This window comes from Cryobacterium sp. TMT2-18-2, assembly GCF_004402245.1.
Taxonomy (GTDB): domain Bacteria; phylum Actinomycetota; class Actinomycetes; order Actinomycetales; family Microbacteriaceae; genus Cryobacterium; species Cryobacterium sandaracinum.
The window spans coordinates 33,021-54,034 of the sequence record NZ_SOFU01000036.1; the positions used below are offsets into that span (position 1 = coordinate 33,021).

Below are 21,014 nucleotides of genomic sequence, written 5' to 3' on the forward strand. Positions count from 1 at the left end.
GGGGCCGTTCCGCTTTTACGCCCGCTGCCCGAGCCTGTCGAGACCCGACCCTGCCGAGACCCGCGATAGGCTGGCCCAGAATCTTTCTGGGGGTATCGCATGGGTGCAGGTCCGGTGTCCGCTTCGGCAATGACGCGTCGACGGATGTGGGTGCTCCTCGGCGCCGTCGGCTCCCTGCTGGTCATCGCCCTCATTGTCCTGCTCATTGTCTGGCGGGGCGGCGCGGGCGCGCCGGAGGGAGAGGCGGTCGGGCGGCCGCAGCCGCACTCGTCCCCTGCACCCCTGGCCCTCGCCAGTGTGCCTGCTCCGACGGCCACGACGGATGGGCCGCATCCGTCGACCTGTGATGAGCTCTACAGCCCGGCGATCGTGGCCGCTTTCGGTGACCTGGTGCTCAACCCGGCCTGGGTCGCTGAGGAGAACTCGGACGTCAACCGGGGGTCCGGGGACCCGGAGTTGATCGCCCTGATCGACGCTGACGGGGAGCGCCTCACCTGCGTGTGGGCGAACGCCAACGGCGGGTCCGGCCTGGGACTGACCACGGAGCTGGTGTGGGTGACCCCGGAACAGTCGACTCAGATTCAAAGCCGGCTGACCGCCGCAGGTATGAACTGTTACGAGGAACTCGGCGGAATGCGTTGCGTCATCGAGACAACGAAGGACGGTGAACTCGTCGGTGAGTCGCACTTTCTTCGCGACGACATCTGGCTGGCCACCAGATATGTCAATACCGGACCGGACGGCTACACGCACGATATCATCGCCAACGTGTGGGCCGACGAGTAGTCGCCGGGGAGATCCGCAATCCGCGCACAAAGTAGGGTAGAAGCAACGACCGGCAGACCTGCTTTTCGGGAGCAGAGGAACAGTATGCGGTTGGTCGGGCAGCTCGGTGGAGCGCTAGTCGGTGCCATGGGTCTCCTGGTGCTGGTCAGTTGGTACGTTGGAGTCGACGCCCTGCCGCCCGTGCTCCGCGACTTGCTGGCGATGAAGCCGACGGCAGCCCTGGGGCTCGTGCTGGTGGCGGTTGCCGTGCTGGCCGTCGATCGTCGCAGGTTGACCGTGACCCTGGGTCTGCTGGCACTGATGATCGGCGCTCTCACGATCGCGGAGTTCGTCGTCGGCCGATCACTCGGCATCGATGTGCTCCTGCCGGGAATCGACTTCGGGGGGCGGTCGGAGCGGATGGCGCCGTCCACGTCGGTGGCGCTGGTTCTGCTCGGTGCGTCCGTCATCGCCAGCCGGGCCGCTCGATCCGCCGTGATGCTCGGCTTCGCATTCGCGGCTCTGGGCGTCAGCCTGGTCGCGATCCTGGGTTACGCCTACGGCGTCTCCTCGCTGTATTCGCTGGGCGGCTACACGAGTATGGCCTGGCAGACGGCCCTGGGCGTCGGAATCCTCGCCACGGCCCTGTTGGTTCAGCGCCCCGATGCCGGTCTGATCGGCCTCTTCCGAGACGGTGGCAGTGCGGGTCGGCTCCTCCGCCAGGTCATTCCATTCCTAGTTCTGGGACCGTTCATCCTCGGTTGGCTGCGGCTGTGGGGACAGCGCCAGGGCTGGTACGACACGGCCTTCGGCGTCGCCATCCTGATCCTCGGCATGACAGTGCTCAGCTGCGTGCTGGCGTGGGTCGCCGCCCGCCGGCTGCGTGACCTCGATCGTCAGCGTGATGGCGCGATGCAGGCTCTCGCTGAGGCCAACCACACGTTGGAGGCGACGGTCGAGAACCGAACCCGCCAGCTCGCGGAGACGGCCGACACGCTGCACACCCTCATCAAGATCGCACCCGTTGGAATCGTGCAGATGGATGCCGCGGGCGGGCTCGTGTCCGCCAACGACCAGTGGCTGGCACTCAGCGGCCTCACGAAGAGTCAGTCGCGCCGCGACGGCTGGGCCACCGCGCTTCATCCGGACGACGCGGAACGGGTGCTCCTCGGTTGGGAAGCGAGCGCCGCAGCCGGCGAGCCCTACGAAACCACCCTGCGGTTCCGCACCCCTGAGGGCCACATCAACTGGGTGCAGGTGAACACCGCCCCGATGCGTGATGAGAAGGGCATCATCGGGCACCTGGCCAGCGTCACCGATGTCACCGCGCAGCGTGAGGCCGAGAACGCGGCTACGGCCGCCGCGGCCCGGTTCGAGGCTGCCTTCGCTTCCTCGCCGTTGGGAACGGCCATCGTGACGCTCGACGGACAGGTAGTGGCCGCCAACAGGCGGCTTCTGGAACTGGCGGGTCACCAGAACCCGCTCGTCCGCGCCCATATCGAGACGATCTTCATGCCGGCTGAGGACGGTGACGATGAGGAGTCGGAGAGCGCTGGCCTGGAAGGTCCGTCGACCCGACAACGCATCGACCGACGGATGCGCCACGAAGGCAATCAGGAAACCTGGGTCAAGGTCAGCATCGCCGAGATCTTCGAGGGAGACCAGGCTGGGGGACTGCTGTACCAGCTGGAGGACATCACCGCCCGACGCCTGGCCGAGGCGCGGGTTGAGCACCTGGCATTCCACGACCCGCTGACGAACCTGCCCAACCGTCTGCTCCTGCTCGACCGGTTGAAGCAGGCGCTTCTGCAGGCGTCGCGCCAGGGGCGCGGCGTTGCGGTGCTATTCATCGACCTCGACCGGTTCAAGTTCGTCAATGACAGTCTTGGGCACCACGCCGGTGACACCGTGCTGAACGAGGTTGCCATCCGCCTCCGGCAGAGCATCCGCGCCGGCGACACGGTGTCCCGGATCGGCGGCGACGAGTTTGTCGTGATCTGCCCGGATGTCGGTGGCAGTGAGGATGTGCACCGGATCGCCGATTCGATCCAGGCGGCCATCGCGCGGCCGATCACGATCGGTGACCAGTCGGCATCCGTCGATGCCAGCATCGGGATTGCTTTTGGCCTCGGGCACGACGATGCCGAACTACTCCTGCGCAATGCGGATCAGGCCATGTACCTGGCGAAGGACCGTGGGCGCGCCCGCTACGAGGTCTTCGACGACGACCTGCGGTACCGCATCCATCAGCGGCTCGACAGCGAGTTGGCCCTGCGCGACGCGGTGGAACTGGGCCAGATCGAAACCTGGTATCAGCCGATCGTGGATCTGCAGGACCATAAGGTGGTGGCGACCGAGGCTTTGGCACGCTGGCGGCGGCCCGAGCGCGGGCTCGTGATGCCGGGAGACTTCATTGCACTGGCCGAGGAAGTGGGTCTGATCAAGGGAATCGGATCGACGGTGCTCGGCCAGGCGTGCCGGGCGGCCACGGGGCTGGCTCAGGGAATGGCGGTCAGCGTCAACGTGTCCGCGCGGCAATTCGTGCAGGATGACTTCGGTGACGTCGTCAAGCGGGCCCTCGCCGAGTCGGGTCTGCCGCCGGAACAGCTCTGGCTGGAGCTGACTGAGAGTGCGGTGCTCGACGCCATCGATTCCGCGGCTCGGACCTTCCAGGAGCTGCGTAACCTGGGCGTGCGGCTGGCCATCGACGACTTCGGCACGGGGTATTCATCTTTCACCCACCTGCGCGCGTTCACGGTTGACCTGCTCAAGATCGACCTGACGTTCATTCGCGACGTCGAGAGCTCCGATCACGATCGCGCGATCGTGGAGGGAATCCTGCGGCTGGCCGATTCCCTGAACCTGGATGTCGTCGCCGAGGGCATCGAGACGACGAGCCAGCGGGACCTGCTGCAGAAAATGGGGTGCCGCTACGGCCAGGGCTACCTCTTCTCGAAGCCCGCCCCAACCGCGTCCCCCGCCCTCCTCCTCGCCCCCTGACGCGCCCCTGCCCGTGACGCTGGTCGAGACCAAGAGCTACAGCGCTGCCCGCTTGCTCGGCAGTGCCACCAGCGTCTGCTCCGGATCTACCTCGACCGGTGGCTGGAGCCAATATTGCGTTCCGGTGCGGCTGATCGTCCAGTGCTGGTTGTGCAGCAGCAGATGGTGGGGATGGCAGAGGAGTACCCCGTCAGCAAGGTCCGTACATCCGTTGTTTTTGAGCCACTCGTTGACGTGATGGGCCTCAGTCCACGCCGGTGGCCTGTCGCAGTCGACCCAGAGGCATCCACCGTCGCGGACTGCCATTGCGGCGCGCTGGTGCTCGGTGAAGAGCCGTTCGTCGCGGCCGACATTGATGATTTGGCCGTCCGCGTCGAACTTGATGCCGCGGGTTCCGGTGTCGCAGAGGAGTCGGTCGATGGTCTCCTGCGAGATGGGGACCGGGTTGCCCTCGATCTGCCCGTGAGCGGCCCCTTCGGCGGGTTCGACGGGCCCAGATTCGCCCGTTTCAGTCTGGACGGTCGTCGGCGCCGGCCCGGTCTGGCCCTGCTGCCCGGTCTGACCGGTCTGACCGGCCTGGCCACCTTTCAATGCCTTCTCGGTCACGATCACGCGCACCGAGGGACGGCGGCCGCCGAAGACCCGGCCCGGGTCGGCCTCGCCGGCGATCTTCAGCAGCTGCACGAGGGAGTCCGCGTTGATCTGTTCGGTCGTGCGGGGGTCGTCTTGCTTCTTCTTTGCCCAGGCTGCGCGGTCCGGGTCCACGAACCGTACCCCGCCGCGGCGGGGGCTGGTGATGGAGTCGAAGGTGGAGAGCACGAACTCGCCGTCTTCGGGGGCAAACAGCCCGCTGAGTCGTACGTTGCCGTTGCCCAGCCGGTAGACCCGCAGGTAGCGGTCGTCGTGGGACTGCTTCTCGCGGGCGGCAATGCCGGCCTCATCGAGCCGGTCGCGCATCCGTCTCGCCTGCTTGAACACCTGATCGGCATTCAGCGACGACACCTCCGCCAGGAGCGCTTCCAGCGCCACCGCGAGCTTCTCGGCGGTGACCGAGGTATCGATTTGGCCGAGCCCGGCGCGAATCGACTCGGCCGCGTCGACGGAGAGGGTGCCGGCGGTGACGGCCCGGGCGATCGGTGCCTGCCAGGGCACCTTCGCCTCGACCTCGGCGACCTCGGCGGCATCCGCGTCGGGCGTCGAGAGCGCCGCCTCGACCAGCCTGTCGGCCGCCTCGGCATCGGCCATCATCGTGCCGACCGTGACCAGCTTGTACGCGTCGCCCTTCGACGAGCCGGTCGAGTTCTGGATCAGGGCCTCCGGGGAGAGGTACCCCTGCCGCGCCGCCAAACCCGAGTGCCCGAGCTCCGGCCGGGAACGCTCGGCGATGGTCGCCGCCATCCAGGCGGCATAGGTATCGACGAGACGGCGGATCGAAGCGATTCGCTTCTGACCGGCCAACACCTCGGCATCAGGAAGGGCCGAGAAGTCAGCGCATGACGAGCCCAGCAGGGCCACGGCATCGGCCGCCTGCCTGAGGTCATCCGCGAGGTTGGTCATGTTAAAAGAATACCTCAACTCGCACCCAGTGTCGAGAGTTACTCACATAATTATAGAGAATGATCGAATCTATCTCTGAGCAACTCCGGCCGCTTCGAAGCCGTGCAAGGCCGCCGGTTGCCTCAATGGAGACCCCGGCTACGGTGGAAGGCACAACCTCGGAGGATGCGCCGATGAGTCCAGAGAATGCGGCCGAGAACGAGAACGCCACCGGGCCTGAGCCCCCGACGTCGGGCCGGCCGCCCGCCGGTCGCCGGGCCTGGATCGGGCTGGCCGTCCTCGGAGCCGCACTCCTCGTGATCCTCGTGGTGGCAGTGGTCTGGCGGGACGGCGAAGGTTTCCCGGGCGCAGGCGAGACCACCGGAACCGGCACCGTGACGCCCGCCCCGACCAACGCACCCACCGCTACAGGTTCTCCGACCACGACCACCACGCCCCCGGCAACCCTCAAGCCGACGCAATCCGAACCCGGGCAGACCGCGGCGCCGGGCGTTCCACGGCCGACCGCGTGCACGCAGCTCTACAGCCCGGCCATGGTCGAGGCGCTCGGCGACCTGACCCTGAACCCCTTCTGGAACCAGGACCCGGATGCCGGCGTGTCCCACGGCACCGACGATGCCGAACTGCGCGTCCAGATCGACACTCTCGACCACCTGACCTGCGTCTGGGCGAGCCCGTACGGGGGATCCGACACCGGGATCATCACCACCGTGGTCTGGGTGATCCGGGAAGAGAGCGCCGCGGTGGAGGCCCGGCTCGTCGCAAACGGACTGGAGTGCTTCACCTAGTCGGAGGGCCGCCGCTGCGTCATCCAGACGAACACGGCAGACGGCGCTTTCGGTGAGTCCCACTTTCTGAGGGGCGGCATCTGGCTCGCCACGAAGTACACGAATGCCCGCCCGCTGGGCTACACACAGAGCATCATCGACAACCTTTGGATGGGTGTCTAGACCGTTTCGAGCAGGCCGAGACCGCCCCGGGCATCGCCCAGCAGCGGCCGCATTCCGCCTGCCGCCCCGCGGGCAGCAACCGTGTCGATGCCGTGTCGACACCGGTCGATACCGTGTCGATGTCGGGTCGAAGCCCCGCCCCGTTAGGATCACTGAACAGAGGCATTTTTTTGAACCGTGTCCCCCTCATTGTGGGTCTGGCCGGATTCCGTGCCCCCGAGATAGCGTTATCCGTTACTTACTTACCGAGCCTGTTCGAGAGGATCGCGTGGCCAGCCTCACCGAAATCTTGATCCTGCACGGTCTGCTGCCGATCGAGGAGCTCGACCACCTGATGGCCGGCGACCCCGCCGATGAGAGCGCCGTCCGCGCCCTCGTCGCCAAGGGCGTCATCACCGAGGTACAGTTCGCCAAGGCTCGGGCCCAGCAGGCCAACCTGCCCTTCGTCGAGCTGATCGACTACCCGGTCGATCGCCTCGCCGTGGCTCTCGTGCCGGTGGCCGTCTGCAAACGCCACGAAGTGCTCCCGATCGCAGTCACCGATGGTCGCCTCATCCTCGCCATGGTCGACCCTGGCAACGTCTTCGCCGTCGACGACGTGCGCGAAGCATCACGGATGCGCGTCACCCAGGTTGTCGCCGAACGCAGCGACCTCCTCGCGGCTATCACCCGCTACCACCGCGCCGACGACGAGCTCAGCGACCTCACCTCCACACTCGAGGAAGAGAACGCCGCCACCGAGAGCTCCTCGTTCGGAGTCTCGGACTCCATCGACGACGACGCCCCGATCGTGCGGTTCGTTAACCTGCTGGTCAGCCAGGCCATCCAGGACCTGGCCTCGGACATCCACATCGAACCCGGCGAGCACAGCCTGCGGGTGCGCTACCGCATCGACGGGGTGCTGCACGAGATGCAGACCGCACCCAAGAGCATCCAGAACGGCGTCATCTCCCGGCTCAAAATCATGAGCGATATCGACATTGCCGAGCGGCGAAAACCGCAGGACGGCCGGATGACCGTGCGCCACGCCGGCCGCCAGATCGACCTGCGCGTCGCGACTCTCCCCACCGTGTGGGGCGAGAAGGTCGTCATGCGAATTCTCGACAACTCGAACACGACCCTCGACGTGCGCGCGCTGGCCCTGCTCGAGCACAACTTCGAGGCCTACAAGACCTCGTACTCCAAGCCCTACGGCATGATCCTGATCACCGGTCCGACCGGTTCGGGCAAGTCCACCACGCTCTACACGACCCTGGGCGCGGTCGCCCGCCCCGAGATCAACGTGATCACGGTCGAAGACCCGGTCGAATACCGCATGGCCGGCATCAACCAGGTGCAGGTGAACCCGAAGGCAGGTCTCTCTTTCGCGAGTGCGCTGCGTTCCATCCTGCGGAGCGACCCGGATGTCGTTCTGCTGGGTGAGATCCGCGACCACGAGACCGCGCAGATCGCCATTGAGGCCTCGCTGACCGGCCACCTCGTGCTTTCCACCCTGCACACCAACGACGCGCCGAGCGCGATCACCCGGCTGACGGAAATGGGAATTGAGCCGTTCCTCGTGGGTTCCGCCCTTGACTGCGTGGTCGCCCAGCGGCTGGCGCGGCGCCTCTGCGATAAGTGCAAGACGCCATCCGTGCTCACCGCGGACTACCTGACGCGCCTCCGCTTCGCGTTCGACCCGGAGGGCCCGCTTCCCACGATCTTCGAGGCGGTCGGCTGCACGCAGTGTTCGAAGACCGGCTACCGTGGCCGCATCGCCGTGCACGAGGTGATGACCGTGACCGAGGAGATCGAGCGCCTCGCCGTGGCACGCTCGTCGAGCGCCGACATCGGCCGGGTTGCCCGCGAACAGGGCATGATCACCCTCCGCGAGGATGGCTGGGCGAAGGCTCAAATGGGTTTGACATCGATCGAAGAAATCTTGCGAGTGGTCGCATAGTGCAAAAGGGGATATCTGCATGAGCCAGCCCATCTACGAAATCCCGGTGACGCCTCCGGGCGCAGCTGACGGCAGCTGGTCCTTCGGCGATCCCGACCGGCGCCAAGCCGCACCGGTCGCTACGCCCGTAGTTGACGCTACGACGGTCGATGAGGCCACCACCAAGGTCTACTCCCTCGATGAATTCACATCGCCAGGACGTCGTCGCTCCGCTGAACCCCCGGCCATCGCTCCGCAGGTTGCCCGGGCGGAAGCACGGCTCACCCCTGAAGAGCGTGCCGCCCTCGGCAATGCAGATCCGGACCTGGTGTCGGCGCTCGAGGAGGTCGTGATGCGCAATGCGTCCGACCTTCACGTCACGGCTGGTGCGCCTCCCAGCATCCGAGTGGACGGCGGTCTGCGGCCCATTGAGGGCGCGCCACGATGGATGCCGGAAAAGGTCTCAAAGGCGCTCTACAGTCTGCTGCTTCCCGAGCAGCGTGAGCGGTTCGAGCGTGAACAGGAACTCGACTTCGCCTACACCGCGGGCGGGGCACGCTTCCGCGTCAACTTCTACCAGCAGCGCAACTCCATTGGCGGAGCTTTCCGTCTGATTCCCCAAGAGATCAAGCCGCTGGATCAGCTCGGAGTGCCGGCTTCCATTGGAAAATTCGCTGGCCTCGCTCGCGGGCTCGTACTGGTGACCGGGCCAACAGGCTCTGGCAAGTCAACGACGCTCGCTGCGATCATCGACCTCGTCAACCGCACCCGAGCCGACCACATCATGACCGTGGAAGACCCGATTGAGTTTCTCCATAGGCACCAGAAATCGCTGGTCAACCAGCGGGAGGTCGGCCACGACACGCACAGCTTCGCAAACGCTCTGAAACACGTTCTGCGTCAGGACCCCGACGTGATCTTGATCGGCGAGCTGCGCGACCTGGAGACGATCTCGGTTGCGTTGACCGCGGCTGAGACCGGCCACCTCGTCTTCGCCACGTTGCACACGCAGTCCGCAGCACAGACCATTGACCGCGTGATCGACGTCTTCCCGCCCCATCAGCAGGGTCAGGTGCGCGCTCAGCTGGCCGCCACCCTGCAGGGCGTGGTCTGTCAGACCCTGGTGAAGAAGGCCAGCGGAAGCGGCCGTGTCGTGGCAACGGAAGTGCTCGTGACGACCCCCGCCATCGGCAACCTGATCCGCGAGGGCAAGACCTACCAGATCACCTCGATGATGCAGGCCGGTCGAGGACTGGGCATGCACACGATGGACCAGCACTTGGCGGAGCTCGTCGATGCCGGCCAGATCACCCGTGAAGCGGCTCTTGAAAAGGCGCAGGAGCCTGACGCCATCGGCCAGTTGATTCAACGGTCGGAATCCCCAAGTGACGAGGTCGGCCGCGCGATAGCCTCCGGCGGCATCGATTTTGGTGACTCCTACTCCCGGGACAAGCACTGATGGCGACCGTCCTCGCATTCACCTACAAGGGGCGCGATTCGGCCGGAAAGATCGTCAAGGGAAAGCTGGATGCCTCGAGCGAGGCAGCTGCGGCGTCCCGGCTCAATTCAATGGGCTTGTCTCCGATTTCGATCAGCGCGTCGCCTGACGGAACCGGACTCAGTCGGGAGATCACGATCCCCGGTTTCAGCAAGGGCGTCGGACTCAAGGACCTCGCCATCATGAGCCGGCAGATGGCTACCATGATCGGCTCGGGCTTGTCCCTGCTGCGCGCGCTGAACATTCTGGCGGAACAAACCGAAAGCGCACCACTCGCGAAACTGCTCGTGCAGGTCCGCGACGACGTGGAGACCGGCACGTCGATCTCCGACGCGCTGGCCAAACACAGCGAGTCGTTTCCCCCGATCATGATCAATATGGTTCGTGCAGGCGAGATCGGCGGGTTTCTCGACGGGGCACTCGAATCGATTGCGGCCAACTTCGAGAAGGAGGTCAAACTCCGCAACACCATCAAATCGGCGTTGACCTACCCCGTGATGGTATTGCTCATGTCTTTGGTAGCCGTCATGATCATGTTGATCTTCATCGTTCCGATCTTCGAGAAGATGTTCTCGGGTCTCGGAAGTGGGCTCCCCGCTGCGACGATGCTGTTGGTCTACGTCTCCCGTTCCATGGTCTGGGTGGCCCCAATTTCTGCCATCGCCATCATCGCTTTCAGCGTCTGGTGGAGGAAGAACAAGAACACGGATCAAGTTCGCAAATTCGTCGACCCGCTCAAGCTCAAGCTGCCTGTGTTCGGCCCGCTTCTGAAGAAGATCGCAGTTGCACGATTCGCCCGAAACTTCTCCAACATGATCGGCGCCGGTGTGCCAATCCTGCAGGCGTTGAAGATCGTCGGTGAAACATCCGGGAACTGGGTGATCGAAAACGCTCTCAACGAGGTTGCGGAGTCTGTGCGCCAGGGGCGGTCGATTTCCGGGCCACTCCTGCAGCAGCCAGTCTTCCCTCCGATGGTGACCCAAATGATCGCGGTCGGAGAGGATGCCGGCTCGCTCGAGGTCATGCTCGACAAGATTGCGGACTTCTACGACGATGAGGTGCAGGCCGCCACGGAACAGCTGACAGCCATGATCGAGCCCCTCATGATCGCATTCCTCGGCGTCGTGATCGGCGGCATGGTAGTCGCACTGTACATGCCGATTTTCAGCATCGCCAGCGTAGTCAAGTAACGTTCCCCGCCCTACTAACAGCCCCCGTACGCCGTTGCGAGACTCGAGCCTACCGGGAAGAACGCTGTGCCCCCAGCATTGGGGGCGTGTCGGACGCAAATGACCCCCTCAAGTGGGTCTTGGCCTGGAGTTCCTGCCACTACAGTAAAGTCCTGATCGGTTCCCGAAGGCCGATTCTCCTTCCTCTATCCGATTGGATCCCATCGTGCTCACTCGCAGCCTCAACGCACTCAACGCCCGTCGCAAGAACCCCGACGCGAACGAAAAGGGCTTCACCCTGATCGAGCTCCTCGTCGTCGTCATCATCATCGGCATCCTCGCCGCAATCGCCATCCCGGTGTACCTGGGTGTGCAGGACAGCGCGAAGGAAAGCGCCACGAAGTCGGACCTCGCCAGCTTCAAGATCGCAATGGTTGCGTACGCCACCGACAACACCGCTGCGACTCCTGCTGAGTCATACGCCGCGCTCATCGACGCAACTGGCAAGACTGTAACAACGGCTGGAACGAAGTACGGGGTGACGCTGAGCGACAACACAACGTCACTCACGCTTGGCACGGCAGTCTCCAAGTTCTGCATCGTCGGTCTGAGCAAGACAACTACAACTTTCGTCGTGAGCGACAACAAGGGTGTTTTGAAGGCATCGGCCTGCAGCTAGCATTCGACATCCTCTCGGCGGGGCGTCGCGCATAGCGAAGCCCCGCCCTGAAGGGTTAAGAGCGCACTGCTCTCTAGCCCGGCCGGACCCGCGCCGGAGCTGCCGTTACCCATAGTCCGAGCGAGGTGAATCATGAAGGTCCTCCGCACCTCGGTGAGGTTCCGCGACGACCCTGACACGGGGCTCGGCCTAGTCGAAATTCTCGTCTCCATGATGATCCTCGCGCTTTTGGCCGTCGCTGTTCTGCCAGTTCTTGTGCAGGGGCTGCGATCTGCCAGCAACAATGCGACACGGGCCACGGCGAACCAGTTCGCCGGCCAGGAACTTGACCTGGTTCGTACTCTCAGCCCTAATTGCACCGCCGTTAGTGCGTTTGATGACGGGCCTTCACAGGTCGCAACCGATGCACGCGGGATCTCCCTGGAGATTATTCGCTTTGTCGGCGCCTGCCCGGCCGTTACCGACTACCCGGGCGTCGTGAGTGTCAGCGTAGAAATTAGAAATTTGGGCGTTCCGACTCCCATACTGGCGAAAGCAACAACACTAGTGCTGCTCGAGAAAGCTGCACCGTGATGCGCCGCGACGCCGATGCTGATCGCGGGTTCACGCTCATTGAACTAGTGATATCGACTGCCCTTGCACTTCTCGTGCTGGTGATTGTTGGAGGCATGTTCGTGAGCACGATACAAGCGCAAACAAGTGTTCGAGAGGCAGCTCAATCAAGTAACACTGGCCAGCTCGTCTCCAAAGCGCTCACCCGCGACGTGCGCGCGGCGCGTGAGTTCAGGGCTACATCTCCTTCCGCCGGAACATGCCTGTTGCGCCTCACCGTTGTTAGTAACGCCCTCACGACGCCCGTATCAGTGCGCTATGTGGCCTGGTATTTCGGCAATGGGGAAATTCGCTCCACGCGTTCAACGTCCGCGATCGCGGTTCCGGCTTCCCCAAGTGACGTCGCGACTTGGACGTTATTTGCTTCCGGAGTTAGCCGGGCAGCTTCAACGCCGGTGTTCAGCGCGAGTGGCTCTCAGGTTGTGCTCAGTTTTAGGGTTGCTGGCGCCTCCGGTGCGCCCGTTCTCATACAAACGACTGCGGCCAGCCGTCAACCGATGCCGACACCAGGCCCAGGAGTGAGCACGCCATGTTCATGACCAGAGAACTGTCTCAAGTCCGTCGTGGTGAGCGGGGGAGTGCGCTTGTGGCGGTGTTGGGTCTCATGATCGTCCTCGCGATCGTCACGATAACGATTGGCGCGGTGACTGTTCAAGCAGCAGGAACGACGACCTCGTCCCGCGCCGGTGTTCAATCCCATGCGGCCGCAGATGCCGGCCTCGATGTTGCCCTCGCACGGCTGAAGACTACGAACGGCTGCACGACGGGTGGGAACGTTCTGACCTCGACCGTGGTGCCCATCTTCACTTCGACAATCAGTTACTCGCTGAACAGCGGGTCCACCTGGACAGACGCGTGTCCGCCGAACAGCGCGACCCACGTTCGCATTACGTCGGTCGGAACTGCCGAACAGCTCGGCGCAGCCGGGGCCAGCTCAGGGGACAAAAGCACAGTCCAGGCCATCTACAAGTGGGTGCCGATCATCGTTCAGGTACCCATCGATGGAGCCGCCGTTTACGCCAACTCCGTCGATGGGGTCCTCAAAAAGTTCAACCTTAGTTCGGCGGACAACAGCGTTGCGACGTCTGTGATGGTAAAAACGGGCGACGTCGAATGCACGAACAACGCAAAGATCGGCGGTGACCTGATCTTGGGTGATGGCAACGCGAAGCTGAATGCATGCGACGTAGCGGGGAAAATTCACGTCAATGGAAACGTCGTCATCGACGCGAGCAACGTCGGCGGGTCAATTTGGGCGACCGGGACGGTCTCCATTGCGGGCAGTACCTACAACAGTGCGACCGTTAGGTCCGGCGCAACCGTGCCCATTCCTGCGATCCCGAACTGGACCGATATCAAGTGGGATCCCGCGCATTGGACCGGGATGGGGTACAACATCGTCAACTGGACGGGCTCGTGTGATATCAGCAAGAACAACGCGGCGGGAACAAAGTGGGCACAGATCGCGACCTACATCACGCCAACCGTCGTCAATTTCTTGAACGCGTGCCCCAACAACCCAGTGACGACCAGCAACAGCATGGACTACGTCGCTCTGAAATCCAACATTGTTTTGGTGGCGAACGAGTTCACGTTCGACAAGCTGTATTTCAGCGCGACGACCGCACGCACGCTGACCTTCCTTGTTCCTGATGACGTGCCTAATGGGCAACCGACCTGCATCCCTACCGCTCCGAGCACCCTCAAGGGCGATATCTACCTGACAAATGAAACAGATTTCGGAACCAATATCGCAGCCATGGTCTACACGCCATGCAAGATCCGGAGCGATCGCAATGGCTTCCGGGGTCAGTTGTATGGGGGGGAGGCGGAGTTCAACCAACAGGCCTCCCTCGAATTCGTACCGGTTGGCGTGCAAGGGATCGATCTCAGTGGCGGCCTGACGAATCCCGTCCAAACGGGAGCGAAGTTGGGCGATCCTCTCAGCACGCTGGATGTTGGGTGATTTACGCAGTAGTCCCGCTGGTCGGTGCGGGAATCTTCGGAGCATTGATCGGCTCTTTCCTCAACGTTGTGATTTTCCGCGTTCCTGCCGGGCGGTCCATCGTTACACCTCCCAGCGCGTGCGGATCATGTGGTGCCGGTATCCGCCCTTGGGATAACATTCCCGTGCTCTCGTGGGTGCTTCTGCGTGGTCGATGCCGGAATTGCGCGGCATCCATTTCTGCAAGGTACCCCCTTGTCGAACTGGGCACGGCTCTGTTCTTCGTGGTCGTTGGGATTCACTTTCTCAGCGGACCATCCGACGTTCCCGGTGCAGGCGCCGCGGTTTTCACGGTACTTGCATACCTGTATCTGGCTGCAGTCAGCGTCACGCTCGCACTGATCGACTTCGACACCCACACTTTGCCTAACCGGATCGTTCTGCCGAGCTATCTGGTTGGCCTCGGGCTGCTCGGAGGGGCAGCGGTCGCTGGCGGTGATCCTTCCGCGCTGCTACGGGGGATAGTGGGGCTCGCCATACTCTGGGCCATCTACCTGGGCCTCGCGCTGATCTACCCAGGCGGAATGGGCTTCGGAGACGTCAAACTTGCCGGCGTCCTCGGCCTATTTCTTGGTTACCTCGGCTGGGGAGAGCTCATAGTTGGGGGTTTTGCGGCATTCTTGCTGGGGGGCATCTTCGGCCTTGGACTGGTACTCACGAAACGCGCCAGTCGGAAGAGCGCGATTCCGTTTGGCCCGTGGATGCTGGTCGGGGCCTGGGTCGGGATCTTCTTCGGGGATCAGCTGTGGGAGGGCTACTTGTCGCTCTTCGGTGTGGCGTAGAAATGACTATCAAATCGGTTAGAGAGAGCGGGATCCAGTGGCAACGAGCGTCGTAGGGATTGACATCGGCAGCGCCGCGCTTCGAGCCGTGGAATTGGCAGACCCGGCCAAGGCCAAGCCGACTTTGTTGAGATACTTCGAGGTACCCCTGCCGGAGGGTGCCGTCAGCCGCGGTGAGGTGATGGAGCCGAATACCGTCGCGGGCGCACTCAAGCAGTTGTGGTCTCAGGGCGGATTCAAGTCGAAGGACGTCGTGCTCGGGATGGGGAATCAACGGGTGCTCGCCCGTGACCTGACCGTTCCGAAGATGTCGCTGAAACGCATCCGTGAGTCATTGCCCTTCGAAGTGCAGGACATGCTTCCAGTTCCCGTCGCGGACGCCCTCCTTGACTTCTATCCCATCTCTGAATCGACCGGAGAGAACGGGCCGGTTGTCAATGGTCTGCTCATTGCGGCCGTGAAAGAAGCAGTGCTGGGCAACGTCAAGGCCGCCCAGCTAGCCGGGCTGACGACAGTTGACGTTGACCTCATCCCGTTCGCACTCAGCCGGGTGCTGGTGACTCGCCCGCAAATTACGGGCACAGTGGCCCTTCTTGATTTGGGGGGAAACACCAGCAGCGTCGTGATCGTCAAGGATGGCGTTCCACAGTTCGTGAGGATCATTCCGACGGGCGGTAACGACCTCACCGAGGCTCTCCGCAATGGGCTTGCAGTGGACGCGGTGCAGGCCGAATCGATCAAACGGACCCGGGGGTTAGCCACGGGCGCCGTCCCGCCGGCGGACCAACCGGCAATCGAGATCATCTATCAGGTGACGAGCGAACTGCTGACGAGCCTCCGCAACACAATTAACTACTACGGAAATACCCGGCCGACTGATCAGGTGCAGCGGATCTTACTCAGCGGGGGAGGATCGCTTCTTCGTGGCTTTGCCGCGGCCTTGGCGGAATTGACGCACCTGGACGTGTCGATGGCGGATCCGTTCTCGACGGTGTCTTTGGCCCGTTCGGTTGACGAGGATGCACTGCGAGGAAGTAGCTCAGCGTTCACGGTTGCGCTGGGCCTTGCGTTGGGGAGCGCGGCATGAGTGGCGACAAAAGCAAAGAGACACTGGCCATCGGCGGCGAACCGCGGGTAGACCTGCTTCCGCTTGAGGTACGCAAGGAACGCACAGCGAAGGTCATGCGCAGGCGCCTCGCTCTCGGCGTGGTGGGCGTGCTTGCTCTCGTGATCGTCGGATCTGTCGCAGCAACGGCCTTGTCCTTGGAAGCTCAAATGCGCTTGGCAGACGAGCAGGCGCGTACGGCCGGTCTCTTGGTAGAGCAGTCGAAGTACATCGAAGTCCGGAAAGTGCAAGACCAGGTCACCCTCGTCGAGGCGGCTCAGCAGGTTGGCTCTTCAACGGAAATTGACTGGAAGAAATATCTTGAGAACGTTCAAGCGACCTTGCCCGCGGGAGTGACGATAGACGCGATAACCGTTGATTCGGCCTCACCGCTCGCGATCTATGACCAGCCGACCCTGCCACTACAGGGTGCGCGCGTCGCAACGGTTGGCTTCACCGCGACAAGCGCGGTTCTTCCCGACGTTCCAACCTGGCTGAACGCGCTCGCGACGTTGCCAGGGTATGCCGACGCTCTCCCGAGTTCGGCCAACCTGGACGAGGCAACCAATACCTACAAAGTGAATATCACTATGCACATCAACGATGCCGCCTTCTCGAAGCGCTTCGCGACGGAAGGTAAGTAGCCATGGACAAGAACCGGCTCTGGCTCATCGGTTCCGCGCTGATGATGGTTCTCGTTGTTGCGCTCGGCTGGGTCGTTGGCATCCAACCCCAGGTTGCCGCGATCTCAACTGCGAGCGATCAGCGTGTATCAGTTGAACAGACGAACGCGGGCCACCGGGCTTCGCTGGCAAAGCTCAAGGAGGATTTCAAGGGAATCGACGGCCTTAATCAGGAACTTGCGTCTCTGACCAAGTCCGTTCCTTCTGGCACCAATGCGCCTGACTACGTTGATCAACTCGACGCCCTCGCGAACGCGAACCAGGTTGCTCTGAAGGGCCTCACGATCGCCGATGCTGAGGCCTACACGCCGGTTGCGCTTGTGGCCCCCGTTGCGCCGGTGGCTGAAGCCGGGGCCCTCGAGCCCAGCCCTGCCCCAACAGCTACGCCGGCTCCGATCGCAGCGCCGGGGTCCCCGCCGGTAACCAATCCGGGCATAACGGCAACGAATTTTGCGTCGCTCTCGGTTCAGATCACTGTGTCCGGGACCTATAGCAACGTACTCAAATTCGTCAACGGGCTGCAGACGGGCCCGAGACTATTCCTCGTGACTGGTTTGACCACGACTGCTGCGACGGAGAGCTCGGCGCCGGTTGACAGCACAACGGAAGCGAAGCCGCCTGCTGCCTCCGGAAACGACAGGTTGGTCGACGGGTCGATCTCGGGCCTCATCTATTCGATCGTGGCCTCATCTGCCCCGACAACTGTCACCGGAAAATAGGCATGCCCTGCCTGGTCGAGCCTCCCTCGGCTGGGGGGTTCGCATTGCTACAGTTGCATCTGACAGTCACGGCCTAGGCCACAAGGAGCGCACCATGAGCGACACAACGTCCCCTGAGGGCAACCGCAACCGTAACAACGACCCGAATCCTGAACCGGTCGACTACGCCGGGCATGAAGAGCGCACGGATGCCCCCGACTACACCGGCACCGGCTCCCACTCCGCTCCGGCCGAGTCCGGCGACGCGACCGATGCTGCCGCTGAGACACCGGCGCACTACCCGGCCACCCCCGTCGGCGAGCCGATCTCCTATGACACCTCCGCGACCTCCCTCGAGCCCGCGACGCCCACCTACGTGCCCGCCGCCTCCGTGAACATCGCCCCGGTGAACACCACCGCCGAGACCCGGCGCATCGAGCCCGGCGAGAACCCGGCTGCGACCCCATCAGAGGCCCCGCCCGCCGAGGCCTACGCCCCCACGAACACCACGGTGCAGCCCCCCGTCTACATCCAGGCGCCGACCGCTCCCCGCTACAAGAGCAACCGCGGACCCGGCGTGCTGATCGCCCTGCTCTCCACCGTCATCTTCGCCGCCCTCTACGCCGTGGTCGCGTTCGTGCTGTCCGGCATCGGCAGCTTGTCCATTGCGGACACGGCCTCAAAGTTCACCGACTTCATCGTGCTGCCCATCTTCTACGTGCCGGTCATCTTCTTCTTCGTCGCGTTCGCCCTGCTGGTGCTGATCGTGAACCGCGGCGGCTGGTGGGCCTACGTGCTCTTCGGCTTCCTGGTGGCCGTGGCCGTCTACTTCTCCTACATCGGTGCGGCGCTCCTGAGCGTGCAGGCCTGGAACTTCACGCCCGACCAGGCGGCGCGCTTCATCAGCCAGCAGTGGCTGAACCCGGGGGCCATCGCCGCTGCGGTCGTCGCCCGCGAGGTGCCGATCTGGGCCGGCGCCTGGATCGCCCGCAACGGCCGTGCCGTCACCGAACGCAACACTGCAGCGAAGGCCGAATACGACCGCGTCCTCGCCGCCGGACCGCAGGGCATCCGCAGCAACTAGTCGGTCGACGCCCGGCGCTCAGCGTGCCGGGCCCCAGCAGGTACGCCATTAAGGGGAAGCGATGCGAAATTACCAGAAGTACGCGACGATCGTCGCCGTCTTCGCGGCAGTGCTCCTTGCCGCGCTCCTCGTCGCCGCCTTCGGAATGATCAGCCTGCTGACCGACACGGATGTCATCAGTGACCCCAACGCCGGACCTCTCGTCGGCCCGATCATGACCGCCGCCGCCGTGGTGCTGGTGTTCACCCTGATGCTGCTGCTCGGGCTGCGCACCAGACCGGAGAACCAGCGGATCGCCGTCGGGTACTCCCTCGGCACCGGGGTCGCCGCGCTTGTCGTCTTCGTTCTGGTGGGCGGGGTGCTCTACGCGCTCGGCACCGGGGTGCCGGCCGACACCGCCGGGCTCCCGGGCGATAGCGTCGGGTTCGCAGCCTCCGTGCTGCTGGGCCCGTTCGCGGTGACCACCGGCATCCTCTCCTTCATCGTCACCCTGCTGTACTCGCTGGTCCTCGCCTCACGGATGCCCGAACGCGGCCCCCCGAAATGGCCGTGGGAGCACGGCGAAGACTGAAACACCGCCGGCCTGAAAGTCGCTGACTGCGGAGCACTCCGATCGGGTACCCTTGTCTTTCATGGGCGGTTCCATCGAGTTGCGGGTCAGCCAACAGGTTGACGACTGGCTCAACTGGCTGCCGCGCTGGCGCCCGGGCACGCATCGCGGCCGTTCACGCCTGTGCCGCACCTGCTTCGGGTCGCCGGTCATCGCCGCCGCCGGCCTCGCCACGGATGTCCCGCACGCCGTGCAGCACGCCCTCGCCATGCGCCTGAAGCACCTGATCGACGCCGAGGTCGACGAGTTCACCGAGACGCACCTCCCCCTGCTGCTCCGGGAGATCCGCCTGAACGAGGAGCGCAAGCAGGCCGCGTTGACCTACCGCCCCGCTGAGGGTCTGGACCCGGCCTACACCGGCCTCGACCTCGACCCGCCGGCCATGCCCGACGCCCCCTACCTCTTCACCTTCGCCGAACTCGCCCGGCCCGAGGCATCCGTGGCCCTGCCCGTTGACCCGCCTCCCTTGACCGACGAGGAGAAGGCGGCCATCCGCGCCGAGGTCACACGCGCCGACGAACACGCGGCACTGGTCGGCGGTCGGGTCTGCGCCGAACTGTCCCGGCACCGTGAACGGATGCGCAGCGCCGTCACCGAATTCGTCGAGCCCTGGGTGCTCGCTCTCCTCGCCGACCTCGATACCGCGCTCGATTCCCCGCTCTGGCCGCGCGGCCCGTGAACAACACCTGAACGAACCCCTGGGGCCGCGTGATCCATTTGACCCAGCGGTCACCTCCGGGATATCCTTTCGAGGTGTGCGCTTTGTCGTGCGCTTGAGTCATGCCACCGCGATCTTGTCGTGCCGCACCTTAGGCGCCTTGATGTGGCACTCACACAGGGTGTGCTCTCCGAGCAGCCCCCACGGCATACCCACTACGGCCCGCGAAACTCATTCCGCGTGTTTCGGTGGGTCCAGATGAACTCGATCGGGCCGGAAACGGAGCGATTCGAATGCTAACCATCAATGAGCTGTCACCGTGCAGCACAAACAAGGAGTAATTAGTGCCCACCATTCAGCAGTTGGTACGAAAGGGCCGCAGCCCCAAGGTCACCAAGACCAAGGCGCCCGCCCTGAAGTCCAACCCCCAGCAGCGCGGCGTGTGCACCCGTGTTTACACGACCACGCCGAAGAAGCCGAACTCGGCCCTCCGCAAGGTCGCCCGCGTCAAGCTGTCGAACGGTACCGAGGTCACCGCCTACATTCCCGGCGAGGGTCACAACCTGCAGGAGCACTCGATGGTGCTCGTCCGCGGTGGTCGTGTGAAGGACCTCCCCGGTGTTCGATACAAGATCGTTCGCGGCGCACTGGACACCCAGGCCGTCAAGAACCGCAAGCAGGCTCGTAGCCGCTACGGCGCCAAGATGGAGAAGAAGTAATGCCTCGTAAAGGCCCAGCGCCCAAGCGTCCCGTTATCGCTGACCCGGTATACGGCGCCCCCATCGTCTCCCAGCTCGTCAACAAGATCCTCCTCGACGGCAAAAAGGGCCTCGCCGAGCGCATCGTTTACGATGCACTCGAAGGCGTCGTTGCCAAGAACGGTGCGGATGCCGTCGTCACCTTGAAGAAGGCACTCGACAACGTGCGCCCGACCCTTGAGGTGCGTTCGCGCCGCGTCGGTGGTTCCACCTATCAGGTGCCCGTCGAAGTCAAGCCGCACCGCGCCAACACCCTGGCTCTGCGCTGGTTGACCAGCTACGCCAAGGCTCGTCGCGAGAAGACGATGACCGAGCGTCTCACCAACGAAATCCTCGACGCATCCAACGGCCTCGGCGCCGCTGTGAAGCGCCGCGAGGACACGCACAAGATGGCCGAGGCGAACAAGGCCTTCGCTCACTACCGCTGGTAGTCGCGTTCCGGAATCCGGGCTTGTCGAGATCAGATCTCGATGGGCCCGGTTA

Annotated in this window: 20 protein-coding genes; 19 read left to right on the plus strand and 1 reads right to left on the minus strand. The window is 63.9% G+C overall.

What is annotated here, in order from left to right:
• Positions 1-129 precede the first annotated feature (129 nt).
• Both E3O22_RS11250 and E3O22_RS11255 read left to right on the plus strand, forming a co-directional pair.
• Positions 130-786, plus strand: a complete 657-nt coding sequence (locus E3O22_RS11250; protein WP_134395148.1) for a hypothetical protein — start codon at positions 130-132, stop codon at positions 784-786.
• A gap of 84 nt (positions 787-870) precedes the next feature.
• Positions 871-3,765 carry a bifunctional diguanylate cyclase/phosphodiesterase gene (locus E3O22_RS11255; RefSeq protein WP_134395147.1) on the plus strand — a complete coding sequence of 965 codons (2,895 nt, stop codon included), beginning with the start codon at positions 871-873 and terminating at the stop codon, positions 3,763-3,765.
• A gap of 36 nt (positions 3,766-3,801) precedes the next feature.
• On the opposite strand, the gene E3O22_RS11260 is transcribed toward E3O22_RS11255, so the two are convergent.
• Positions 3,802-5,322: a DUF222 domain-containing protein gene (locus E3O22_RS11260; protein WP_134395146.1), complete on the minus strand. Its 1,521-nt coding sequence runs from the start codon at positions 5,320-5,322 to the stop codon at positions 3,802-3,804.
• 173 nt (positions 5,323-5,495) lie between these two features.
• Between E3O22_RS11260 and E3O22_RS11265 the strand changes: the two genes are divergently transcribed.
• From E3O22_RS11265 to rpsG, 17 genes are all read left to right on the plus strand, one after another.
• Complete coding sequence (locus E3O22_RS11265; RefSeq protein WP_134395145.1) at positions 5,496-6,110, plus strand: hypothetical protein; 615 nt, start codon at positions 5,496-5,498, stop codon at positions 6,108-6,110.
• Positions 6,111-6,540: 430 nt separating this feature from the next.
• The gene (locus tag E3O22_RS11270; RefSeq protein WP_134395144.1) at positions 6,541-8,211 is read left to right on the plus strand and encodes a GspE/PulE family protein; all 1,671 of its coding nucleotides are present in this window, start codon (positions 6,541-6,543) and stop codon (positions 8,209-8,211) included.
• Between the two features lie 19 nt (positions 8,212-8,230).
• Positions 8,231-9,649, plus strand: a complete 1,419-nt coding sequence (locus E3O22_RS11275; RefSeq protein WP_134395143.1) for a type IV pilus twitching motility protein PilT — start codon at positions 8,231-8,233, stop codon at positions 9,647-9,649.
• Complete coding sequence (locus tag E3O22_RS11280; protein WP_166784635.1) at positions 9,649-10,878, plus strand: type II secretion system F family protein; 1,230 nt, start codon at positions 9,649-9,651, stop codon at positions 10,876-10,878. Before E3O22_RS11275 ends, E3O22_RS11280 begins: the two co-directional genes overlap by 1 nt.
• A gap of 205 nt (positions 10,879-11,083) precedes the next feature.
• Positions 11,084-11,536 carry a type II secretion system protein gene (locus E3O22_RS16615; RefSeq protein WP_134395142.1) on the plus strand — a complete coding sequence of 151 codons (453 nt, stop codon included), beginning with the start codon at positions 11,084-11,086 and terminating at the stop codon, positions 11,534-11,536.
• A gap of 132 nt (positions 11,537-11,668) precedes the next feature.
• A complete protein-coding gene (locus E3O22_RS11290) occupies positions 11,669-12,109 on the plus strand; it encodes a type II secretion system protein (RefSeq protein WP_134397103.1) in 441 nt (146 codons plus the stop codon).
• Positions 12,109-12,687, plus strand: a complete 579-nt coding sequence (locus E3O22_RS16770) for a type II secretion system protein J (RefSeq protein WP_370448415.1) — start codon at positions 12,109-12,111, stop codon at positions 12,685-12,687. Before E3O22_RS11290 ends, E3O22_RS16770 begins: the two co-directional genes overlap by 1 nt.
• On the plus strand, positions 12,684-14,114 hold the full coding sequence (locus E3O22_RS16400; RefSeq protein WP_241976619.1) for a hypothetical protein: 1,431 nt from the start codon (positions 12,684-12,686) through the stop codon (positions 14,112-14,114). The genes E3O22_RS16770 and E3O22_RS16400 overlap by 4 nt, the downstream gene beginning before the upstream one ends.
• A complete protein-coding gene (locus E3O22_RS11300) occupies positions 14,111-14,935 on the plus strand; it encodes an A24 family peptidase (protein WP_241976620.1) in 825 nt (274 codons plus the stop codon). Before E3O22_RS16400 ends, E3O22_RS11300 begins: the two co-directional genes overlap by 4 nt.
• A 37-nt stretch (positions 14,936-14,972) precedes the next feature.
• Positions 14,973-16,022, plus strand: coding sequence for a type IV pilus assembly protein PilM (gene pilM, locus E3O22_RS11305; RefSeq protein ID WP_134395138.1), 1,050 nt, complete (start codon positions 14,973-14,975; stop codon positions 16,020-16,022).
• A complete protein-coding gene (locus E3O22_RS11310) occupies positions 16,019-16,684 on the plus strand; it encodes a hypothetical protein (protein WP_134395137.1) in 666 nt (221 codons plus the stop codon). The genes pilM and E3O22_RS11310 overlap by 4 nt, the downstream gene beginning before the upstream one ends.
• A gap of 2 nt (positions 16,685-16,686) precedes the next feature.
• Positions 16,687-17,442, plus strand: a complete 756-nt coding sequence (locus E3O22_RS11315) for a hypothetical protein (RefSeq protein ID WP_134395136.1) — start codon at positions 16,687-16,689, stop codon at positions 17,440-17,442.
• A gap of 94 nt (positions 17,443-17,536) precedes the next feature.
• Positions 17,537-18,505 carry a hypothetical protein gene (locus tag E3O22_RS11320; protein WP_134395135.1) on the plus strand — a complete coding sequence of 323 codons (969 nt, stop codon included), beginning with the start codon at positions 17,537-17,539 and terminating at the stop codon, positions 18,503-18,505.
• A gap of 61 nt (positions 18,506-18,566) precedes the next feature.
• Positions 18,567-19,076: a DUF6121 family protein gene (locus E3O22_RS15940; protein ID WP_166784636.1), complete on the plus strand. Its 510-nt coding sequence runs from the start codon at positions 18,567-18,569 to the stop codon at positions 19,074-19,076.
• A 61-nt stretch (positions 19,077-19,137) separates the two neighbouring features.
• Positions 19,138-19,794: a spermidine/putrescine ABC transporter substrate-binding protein gene (locus tag E3O22_RS11330; protein WP_134342137.1), complete on the plus strand. Its 657-nt coding sequence runs from the start codon at positions 19,138-19,140 to the stop codon at positions 19,792-19,794.
• A gap of 323 nt (positions 19,795-20,117) precedes the next feature.
• Entirely contained in the window at positions 20,118-20,492 is a 375-nt protein-coding gene (gene rpsL / locus E3O22_RS11335) for a 30S ribosomal protein S12 (protein WP_055811472.1), read from the plus strand.
• The gene (gene rpsG / locus E3O22_RS11340) at positions 20,492-20,962 is read left to right on the plus strand and encodes a 30S ribosomal protein S7 (protein WP_066597688.1); all 471 of its coding nucleotides are present in this window, start codon (positions 20,492-20,494) and stop codon (positions 20,960-20,962) included. The genes rpsL and rpsG overlap by 1 nt, the downstream gene beginning before the upstream one ends.
• Positions 20,963-21,014: the final 52 nt, after the last annotated feature.